The following is a 9400-nucleotide window of genomic DNA, read 5'->3' as shown; positions in this document are numbered from 1 at the left end:
CGTAAGCTGGATGAAATCCGTCCGATCGAATGTGATACGGCACTGTTGCCGCGTACACACGGTTCCGGACTCTTTACCCGCGGACAAACACAAATTCTCAGCGTATGTACGCTTGGTGCGCTTGGTGATGTGCAGATTCTGGACGGTATCGATCCACTGAAACCAAACGCTTCATGCATCATTACAACTTTCCGCCGTTCAGCGTAGGGGAAGCCCGCCCGCTGAGAGCACCGGGACGCCGCGAAATCGGCCACGGGGCACTGGGTGAACGCGCCCTTTCCAAAGTTATTCCTAGTGAAACTGAATTCCCGTACACGATCCGTCTGGTATCGGAAGCGATTGAATCCAATGGTTCGACTTCCCAGGCAAGTATCTGCGCCAGTATTCTGGCCATGATGGATGCAGGGGTACCTATCAAGGCTCCTGTAGCCGGCGTAGCTATGGGTCTGATCAAAGACGGAGAACATGTCTCCATTCTGACAGACATCCAGGGTATGGAAGATCATCTGGGTGATATGGACTTTAAGGTAGCAGGTACTGCAGAAGGTGTAACCGCAATTCAGATGGATATCAAGATTGCCGGGATTGACCGCAAGATTCTGAAGGAAGCGTTGGAGCAAGCCAGAGAAGGACGTTTGTTCATCCTCGGCAAAATGATGGATGCTATCTCTGAGCCAAGACCTAGCCTGTCCCAATACGCGCCTAAGATCATTATCATCAACATCAATCCGGACAAAATCCGTGATGTTATTGGTGCCGGCGGTAAGATCATCAACAAGATCATCGAAGAAACCGGCGTAAAGATCGACATCGAGCAGGATGGACGCGTATTTATCGGCTCTTCTGACGAAGCTATGATCCAAAAAGCCCGCGGCATCATCGAAGGCATCGTGAAGGAAGTCCAAGTTGGTGAAATCTATGTAGGTACGGTTCGCCGCATCGAGAAGTTCGGTGCTTTTGTTGAACTGATTCCCGGCAAAGACGGGCTGGTGCACATCTCCCAGCTGTCCACAGAGCGCGTAGCGAAAGTAGAAGATGTTGTGGCTATCGGCGATACGATTACTGTAAAAGTAACCGAAATTGACCAGCAGGGCCGCGTCAACTTGTCGCGCAAAGCGGTATTGACTTCAGAAGCCGGAGCGAAAGCGTAAGTTACGCTTTTCTCTTTGCAGCAGGCTTTACGGATATTTTTAAGAAGAGACAGAAGCAATTGCGTCTGGCTCTTTTTTTTAAATAGGTTATCTTCTCAGATTATTTGCAGAAACGGATTTCTTCCCGGTCAGGGCGGTAATTCCGTTTCTTTTTGACGTGCTTGAACCGGGTACGAAGCATATTTTGCTCCTGTCACTCATAGTCTGGGACAAAGAGTCCTGTACGATCTGTGCGCGGGGAGGAAAAACGTCATGAAGACGGACAAGGCAGCGCTTGTGCTGGCCTGTATTGCTGTTGTAATCGGTATTGGCAGCACATACAGACCCGTGAAGGAAATGCTGGCCCAGCTTAAGCCAGAGGATGGACTGGCCGTATTGGCTAATCATCCCAAGGAACAAAAGGAGGAGCTGCGTTTACTGGTTCAGAGCGAGGCAGCCAAGCTGAATGCAGCCCCTGTAGATGCTACTGTAGACCGTATTTGGAAGGCCATTCCGGGCTATAACGGGCTCGAGGTAGATGTAGAAGCAACGTATCGAAATGCACTGCTGAAAGGTCCTGGTGACGGCCTTAAGCTGGTTTACCGCCAAATCCGGCCTAAGGTCTCCTTAAATGATCTCGGGGCGCACCCGATCTACCGGGGCAATCCAGCCAAACCCATGGTCTCGCTGATGATCAACGTGGCCTGGGGCAATCAGTATATTGAACCGATGCTGGACATTCTGGATGAGGAAAAGGTGAAGGTGACCTTTTTTCTCGATGGCAGCTGGCTCAGTAAAAATAAAGAACTGGCTTCAGAGATGCAGAAGCGTGGTCATGAGATGGAGAATCATGCTTACACTCATCCGAATATGAGTACATTAAGCCGGGCTCGGGCGACTGCGGAAATCCAGAAGACTCAAATCCTCCTCAAGGAGAGCCTGGGAGTGACGAATCAGTGGTTCGCTCCCCCTTCAGGCGATTTTGATCAGGAAACGGTGGACATAGCTGCATCCTTGGGGCTGAAAACAGTGCTGTGGACGCTGGATACAGTCGATTGGCGGAATCCTTCCCCGGAATCTGTAATTGCTAAGATAAGTGACAAGACAGAGCCGGGAACGCTGATACTGATGCATCCGACGGCATCTTCCTCCAAGGCACTGAAGGGCATGATACGGGCGATCAGAGCAAAGGGCCTGCAGCTTGGAACAGTCAGCCAGACGTTGTCAGCAGAGCGGCTGATGCCCTCCGAAGTTGAGTGAGTCGTTAATTTCTGGTAGGATTAGAGTCGCGCTTAATAAATCTACAGGACAGAAACAAGGCTGTGCCAGGAGGACTTAGAATTGGAAAAAATCGTATTATCAAACGGCCTGCGAGTGGTGACAGAGAAAATCCCCACCGGCCGATCCGTTTCCTTTGGAATCTGGGTCAAAACGGGCTCCCGCAATGAGAACCCCTTGAATAACGGGATTTCTCATTTTATTGAACATATGCTGTTTAAGGGCACTGACCGCTTCAGCGCCAAGGATATTGCCGAGCAGTTTGATGCGATTGGCGGCAACGTCAATGCATTCACCTCGAAGGAATATACATGCTATTACGCAAAAGTGCTCGATGAGCATCTCCCGATTGCAGTGGATGTGCTCTCCGATATGTTCTTCCGTTCACGCATGGACGCCGAAGAATTGGCGAAGGAGAAGAATGTTATCCTCGAGGAGATCTCCATGTGCGAGGATACTCCGGATGATCTGGTCCATGACCTGATGTGCGCAGCCGCTTACGGGGAACACCCGCTGGCATATTCGATTCTTGGCCTTAAGGAACGCCTGCTGGCAATGACGCCGGATGATCTGCGCGCCTATATGAAGGCTCAGTATACAATTGAAAATACAGTGATCAGCGTAGCGGGCAACATCGATGATAACCTTACGGGACTATTGGAGCGCCATTTTGGTTCCTTTGACAATCACGGCGAAGCTGCTGCGCTGACAGCACCTGAATTCCATGGCGAGCTGCTGTTCCACCGCAAAAAAACGGAGCAGAACCACATCTGCATTTCCCTGCCGGGTGTTCAGAGCGGCGGACCGCTGCAATATCCGATGGTGCTCTTAAACAACGCTATTGGCGGTGGCATGAGCTCACGCCTGTTCCAGGAGATCCGGGAGAAGCGCGGACTGGCCTACTCCGTGTATTCTTATCATAGCTCCCAGGCGGACAGCGGCCTGTTCACCGTGTATGCGGGGACAGCGCCGAAGCAGACCAAAGAGGTTACGGAGCTGATCAAGGAAATGCTGCATGAGCTTGCTGTGAAGGGCATCAGCGAAGATGAGTTGAGAAAAGGCAAGGAGCAGCTCAAAGGCAGTCTGATCCTAAGCCTGGAGAGCACCAGCAGCCGGATGAACCGGATCGGCAAAAACGAGCTAATGCTGGGAAGACATGATACACTGGATGACATGATCAACAAAATCGGACATGTAACAATGGATGATGTGAACCAGCTGCTGGATCAAATGTTTGCTGAACCTCTCGCACTGGCGATGGTCGGCTCCACAGATAAAGCGATTGCCAATGTTAGGAGAGATGATCTTGTCTTATTACGTTCAAATTAACAAGCTTCCGGGAAATGAGGATGTGCTGCTGCCGCGCAAAATGTCGGAACAGGCATCCGGGTATGATCTGTATGCCTCTGTAACCGAGCAGGTGGTGCTTGCTCCGGGTGAGCGTGCACTGATCCCTACGGGAATCGCGCTGGCGATGCCGGACGGGCTGGAGGCACAAATCCGCCCGCGCAGCGGCCTGGCCTTTAAGCATGGCATCACCTGCCTGAACACACCGGGCACCATTGATGCTGATTACCGGGGTGAAATCAAGGTGCTGCTGATTAACCTGGGTCAGGAGCCTTTTGCGATTGCCCGCAATGAGCGGATTGCCCAGATGGTCTTCCAGGCTGTTCCGGCTGTGACACTGGTCGAAGTTGAAGAGCTGTCTGAAACCGAACGCGGTGCGGGCGGCTTTGGTCATACAGGGAAGTAAAGTGATGCAGTTCTAAATTTTTATACTAAAAGCTTGCGGATAATCCGCCCCTTGCCGGGCGCAATCCGCAAGCTTTTTTTATTAATCTTCTAATCTGTATGGTTGGCAGCTTGTACGACCTCGCGGAGCTTCGCCAGCTGGGCGTCCCGCCGCTCTATAATATCATCGACAGTCGTATAAGCCTCAATATCTGGATGCAAGGAATCCTCTGGATCACGGTCCGGGGCAGAGCGGGTGAATTTCTTAAATGATACCTGAAACCGGATACCCGAGGCAGGAAGCTGAAAGCCAAGGACGTCACCATATGAGGAGGGCTGGTTACCCGTTGCTTCGCCGATGATTTTGCCAAGCCCGTTATCTTGAACAATAACTGCAAACATATTGGCCGAACTAAAGGTTCGCGGGGAAGTCAACAGATATAACTTGCCTTTGTAAGGTCGCAGGGTCTTCAGGATATTCTGAGTTAACTGCCTGCCGCTTTCGACATAGCCGCTGCTTTGTTCAGCACCGTAAACTTCCTTAACCTGAGGAGAATAACGAAGCAAAGCGCCATAATTGTAATAGGATTTAATATCTAGATAGGACAGGAACTCATCAATTACGGAAGATGCACCGCCACCATTATTTCTCAAATCCACTGCGATATGCTTGATGTCCCGTGCCTTGACGTCTTCAAAAAATTGTTTGACGGTAATTTGATATTGTCTGTTATTCTCGCAGGTGTTCAGCTGAAAGATGCCAAGCGAAAGGTCATCCTCGAATAGGTATGAGAAAGGAGGATCCGCCTTAGGGTAGGGAGAGTATTCATTAGAGAGTTGCTTTCCCGTAACAGGCATTGTTGCAGAGATGCTTTCGGTACCTCTTTGTACAGTAACCTCAACCTGATCCTCCACAATCAGCCCCAGATGACGCAGAATAAACGCTGCCCGCAGCAGCGACGTACCCTGCACCCGGACCCATTGGTCATTTTCAGCCGGAACTACTTTCGCCAGCTCCTGTTCCAGCTCTTCGATACTAACTCCGCCAACCGCAGTTACGATATCTCCAATGTGCAGATCACCCCGGTCCTCTGTAACTACAAGCCCGTCTCGGATCCAATGCAGTGGAAGGTCTAGCATTTCTTGCTCCTGCTTGTCCCAGTAAATGTTCGTATGTTCGTCATGTACCAGTGAGACTATTGCATCAACAATGAAATAGAAATCCGCCTCCCTTTGCGGGGTTTGGATTTGGCTGTACGCCTCTGTAATCACCTGCTTCTGCCCGCTGCTCCAGCCGTTCATGAGTGCGGGATGAATGGAGGAGATCGTGTTCACCAAAAAATCCAGGTCCTTTTGCATCTGATCTGTACTAAGGACAGCTCCCGGAGAAACCGAAGGCTGAGCGGGCAGAGGAGATTGAGTTGATTGAGTCTGCAGACTCTTTCCTTCTTCACCGCCATAGAAGCCGACAGATTTAAGATAGAGCGCGGCAGCGGCCAATACAATAATCATTGACAGCAGCAGCGCTGGCTGTGTCCATTTCGCTTTCACAATATACCGCATCCTTTCCATTTTTAGTTAACTATAGAATGATTCTGGATTAATTTCTGTGATTTGTTTCGATCGTCCAGGAATTATTCTCCGCTCATCACCCATCCGCCGGACCCCGCATAATATGCTCTATAGTCGATAGTGTATGTGGAAAGGAGCGTCATCCCTATGCTTACTGGCATCAGGATCGTGTTCCTGGGCGGGGACGCGAGACAGCTTGAAGTGATTCGAAAATGCGTGGAAATGGATGCGACGGTAAGCGCCGCCGGGTTCGAAAAATGGGAAGCCCCTAGCCCGGGGGTGAACCTGGCACAGCTGTCGCCGGAGCTGCTCGGCAGTGCGGATGTACTGGTGCTGCCTACAGTAGGATGTGACGAGGAAGGGAATATCAACGCGCTGTTCTCCACCGGACGCCTGCAGCTGCTGGATGAGCATGCTGCAGCACTCCCGAAGGGCTCAACCGTATATACCGGTATGGCTAAAAGTTATTTGCGCAGCCTGTGCGCTAAGCATTCCTTGAAGCTAGTAGAGCTGCTGAACAGGGACGATGTAGCGATCTATAACTCCATTCCGACAGCGGAAGGCGCACTAGTCATGGCGATTCAGAATACCGATTTTACGATCCACGGTTCCGTCTCGATGGTTCTGGGCATGGGCCGGACCGGATTTACGATGGCTAGGGCATTGCAGGGATTAGGCTCTACTGTAAAAGTGGGAGTCCGGAAGCAGGATCACTATGCCCGTGCAGAAGAGATGGGCTGGAAGCCCTTTATGACCAGTGAGCTGCTGCAGCAGGTGACGGATACCGACCTGATCTTTAATACCATACCGAGCATGATTATAACGGCGCAGGTGCTCTCCAGGATACCTAAGCATTGCGTCATTATCGATTTGGCCTCAGCTCCAGGCGGCTGTGATTTCCGGTATGCGGAGAAGCGGGGAATCAAGGCTATGCTTGCACCTGGATTGCCAGGGATCGTAGCCCCGAAAAGTGCCGGGATGATTATGGGAAGTGCGCTGGTACAGTCGATCTCGGAGGAGACTTTAAACAAGGGGGACCAATAAATGGATTGGCATGGAAAAACAGTAGGTTATGCCATCACCGGCTCACACTGCACGTTTGCTGAGGTGATGCCGCAAATTCAGCGGTTTATGGACGGAGGAGCAAATGTGGTGCCTATTGTTTCGGCATCTGTGCTGAACACGGACACACGCTTCGGTACATCGGAAAATTGGCTAAAACAGTTGAAAGATATAACGGGGAATGATATCATTTCTACAATTGTTGAAGCGGAACCGCTGGGTCCATCCAAGCTGCTCGATGTGCTCACCATAGCTCCTTGCACTGGGAATACAACGAGCAAACTGGCTAACGCGATGACTGACAGCCCTGTACTGATGGCAGCCAAATCGCAGATGCGCAATGGCCGTCCGCTCGTGCTGGCGATCTCCACCAATGACGGTCTGGGCCTGAACGCAGCGAATATTGCGAAGCTTCTGGTAGCCAAACATATTTATTTTGTACCGTTCGGCCAGGATAACCCCGAAGGCAAGCCTAATTCGCTTGTAGCGCGCATGGAACTCATTCCCGAGGCCTGCTACGCGGCCCTGCAGGGCAAACAGCTGCAGCCGATGATTATCGAACGGTTTCATTCAGCATAGCATGAAAGTCTGCCTGGGCAGACCTGATCATAGGCTTCAAATCTGCCGTCCTCATTCTGAGGGCGGTTCAACACTTTTTTCAGCAATCCCGGAACCGGAATTGTAACTTGAGAGGAGCGTCATCCCTATGCTGACTGGCATCAGGACCGTGTTCCTGGGCGGGGACGCAAGACAGCTTGAAATGATCCGAAAATGTGTAGAAATGGATGCTGTAGTCTATGCCGCCGGGTTTGAAGAATGGGAATTCCCTATCCCAGGTGTGAGGCTGGAGCCGCTCTCATCGGAATTGCTGGGCTGCGCGGATGTACTCGTGCTGCCCGCATCAGGCTGTGATGAAGAGGGGAATCTGACCGCGGCGTTTTCTTCCGGCCCCATGCGGCTGCTGGACGAACACTTTACAGCGCTGCCAACAGGCTGTACGGTGTATACTGGTATAGCCAAAAACTATTTGCGCAGCCTGTGCGCCAGCTATTCGCTGAGATTGGTTGAATTGCTGAGCCGGGATGATGTGGCTATCTACAATTCTATTCCGACCGCAGAAGGTGCACTGGTTGTGGCCATACAGCATACCGATTTTACCATTCATGGTTCATGCTCGGTGGTGCTTGGCATGGGAAGAATCGGGTTTACGATGGCCAGAACGCTGCAAGGCCTGGGAGCCCGTGTCAAGGTGGGAGTGAGGAAGCCGGAGCATTACGCGCGTGCAGAGGAGATGGGCTGGAAGCCCTTTAGGACTGATACACTGCCGGAGCATGTGACAGAATCCGACCTTATCTTTAATACTATACCAAGCATGATCCTTACAGCCGAGGTGCTATCGAGAATTCCCAAGCATTGTGTCATTATTGATTTGGCCTCCGCCCCCGGGGGATGTGATTTCCGGTATGCAGAGCAGCATGGGATCAAAGCGATCCCTGCACTGGGACTTCCGGGGATTGTGGCTCCAAGAACAGCGGGAATGATTATGGGGAGTGCACTGGTACAGTCAATATCGGACGAGGCTTTGCACAACCGGCTGTAAATTGTAAGGATAGCAGTTTATTCTGAGTTTCAAAGTATAGACCTGGCGTAACAAGAGCCGTTTCTTTGGATTTTAGACAGTTCTTCTGCGCATCATCAGTGTGCTTGCTTAGAGAAGTAATGGAGGAATTATATAATGGGTATTTTAGTGCAAAAATTCGGCGGGACCTCACTTTCCACTCCGATGGCCAGAGAGCATGTTATCCGCCATGTCAAACGGGAACTTGCCAGCGGATTCAGCCTTGTTGTTGTAGTGTCAGCCATGGGCCGCAAAGGCGAGCCCTATGCTACTGACACCTTGCTGGACTGGGCTGTGCAGAACGGCAATTCACTGCCGGACCGCGAGAAGGATCTTTTGATGTGCTGCGGAGAGATTATCTCTGCAACTACACTATGCGGATTGCTGGAGCAGGAAGGCATCCGTTCTACCGTGCTGACAGGGGCTCAGGCGGGCTTTTTGACTGACAGCAGCTACGGCAATGCAAGAATTCTGGATGTACGCACGGAACGGATTCTACGGGAACTGCGTGAGCATAAAGTAGTAATAGTAACCGGGTTTCAGGGTCAGACCGAAGCCGGGGATTTCACAACTCTTGGAAGAGGCGGCAGCGATACCTCAGCGACGGCCCTGGGAGCTGCACTTCGTGCGGATATGGTTGATATCTATACCGATGTGGATGGAATTCTCACTGCTGATCCGCGGATTGTGGAAGATGCGAAGCCGCTGACCTATGTCAGTTATACTGAAATCTGTAATATGGCTTACCAGGGGGCTAAGGTCATTCATCCGCGTGCAGTGGAGATTGCCATGCAGGCACAGATCCCGGTCCGTGTGCGTTCTACGTTCTCCGAAGCGGAGGGAACACTGGTCACCCATCCTGAAGGGTTCAGTGACGTTTCCCACGGCATTGTAGACCGCTTTGTGACGGGGATCGCATATGTAAGCAATATTACGCAAATTTCCGTGGAATGTCCTGATGGGAACGGCACGGGAGTGCAGCTGCAGATATTCAAGAGTATGGCCGACA

General features: G+C 51.4%; 8 protein-coding genes and 1 pseudogene. 8 read left to right on the top strand and 1 reads right to left on the bottom strand.

Annotated elements, in window-relative coordinates:
* The 4 genes and pseudogenes from pnp to dut form a co-directional block, all read left to right on the top strand.
* Nucleotides 1-1151 (top strand): annotated as a pseudogene (gene pnp / locus AQR02_RS34265) (polyribonucleotide nucleotidyltransferase); the annotation flags it as partial.
* Nucleotides 1152-1403: 252 nt separating this feature from the next.
* Nucleotides 1404-2390, top strand: coding sequence for a polysaccharide deacetylase family protein (locus AQR02_RS14185; RefSeq protein ID WP_054941040.1), 987 nt, complete (start codon nt 1404-1406; stop codon nt 2388-2390).
* Nucleotides 2391-2471: 81 nt separating this feature from the next.
* Complete coding sequence (locus AQR02_RS14180; RefSeq protein WP_054941039.1) at nt 2472-3737, top strand: M16 family metallopeptidase; 1266 nt, start codon at nt 2472-2474, stop codon at nt 3735-3737.
* Nucleotides 3715-4161: a dUTP diphosphatase gene (gene dut / locus AQR02_RS14175; RefSeq protein WP_187388785.1), complete on the top strand. Its 447-nt coding sequence runs from the start codon at nt 3715-3717 to the stop codon at nt 4159-4161. The genes AQR02_RS14180 and dut overlap by 23 nt, the downstream gene beginning before the upstream one ends.
* An 89-nt stretch (nt 4162-4250) precedes the next feature.
* On the opposite strand, the gene AQR02_RS14170 is transcribed toward dut, so the two are convergent.
* The gene (locus AQR02_RS14170) at nt 4251-5690 is read right to left on the bottom strand and encodes a S41 family peptidase (protein ID WP_054941037.1); all 1440 of its coding nucleotides are present in this window, start codon (nt 5688-5690) and stop codon (nt 4251-4253) included.
* A 168-nt stretch (nt 5691-5858) separates the two neighbouring features.
* On the opposite strand from AQR02_RS14170, the gene dpsA (AQR02_RS14165) reads away from it, so the two are divergent.
* The 4 genes from dpsA (AQR02_RS14165) to AQR02_RS14150 form a co-directional block, all read left to right on the top strand.
* Nucleotides 5859-6755: a dipicolinate synthase subunit DpsA gene (gene dpsA / locus AQR02_RS14165; protein WP_054941036.1), complete on the top strand. Its 897-nt coding sequence runs from the start codon at nt 5859-5861 to the stop codon at nt 6753-6755.
* Nucleotides 6756-7352: a dipicolinate synthase subunit B gene (locus AQR02_RS14160; RefSeq protein ID WP_054941035.1), complete on the top strand. Its 597-nt coding sequence runs from the start codon at nt 6756-6758 to the stop codon at nt 7350-7352. It abuts the gene before it with no gap.
* 127 nt (nt 7353-7479) lie between these two features.
* Nucleotides 7480-8373, top strand: a complete 894-nt coding sequence (dpsA, locus tag AQR02_RS14155; protein ID WP_054941034.1) for a dipicolinate synthase subunit DpsA — start codon at nt 7480-7482, stop codon at nt 8371-8373.
* A gap of 135 nt (nt 8374-8508) precedes the next feature.
* A partial coding sequence (locus AQR02_RS14150) for an aspartate kinase (protein WP_245237443.1) occupies nt 8509-9400 on the top strand: 892 nt, incomplete at its 3' end.

Source organism: Paenibacillus ihuae, from assembly GCF_001368795.1.
GTDB classification, from domain to species: domain Bacteria; phylum Bacillota; class Bacilli; order Paenibacillales; family Paenibacillaceae; genus Paenibacillus_AQ; species Paenibacillus_AQ ihuae.
Note: the sequence above shows the minus strand (reverse complement) of the source record. Positions and strands in the feature narration are given on the sequence as shown.

Excerpts from the sequence above, each read along its gene's own strand:
- AQR02_RS14185 (WP_054941040.1), top strand. The coding sequence starts at position 1,404 with ATGAAGACGGACAAGGCAGCGCTTGTGCTGGCCTGTATTGCTGTTGTA.
- dpsA (WP_054941036.1), top strand. The coding sequence starts at position 5,859 with ATGCTTACTGGCATCAGGATCGTGTTCCTGGGCGGGGACGCGAGACAG.
- AQR02_RS14160 (WP_054941035.1), top strand. The coding sequence starts at position 6,756 with ATGGATTGGCATGGAAAAACAGTAGGTTATGCCATCACCGGCTCACAC.
- dpsA (WP_054941034.1), top strand. The coding sequence starts at position 7,480 with ATGCTGACTGGCATCAGGACCGTGTTCCTGGGCGGGGACGCAAGACAG.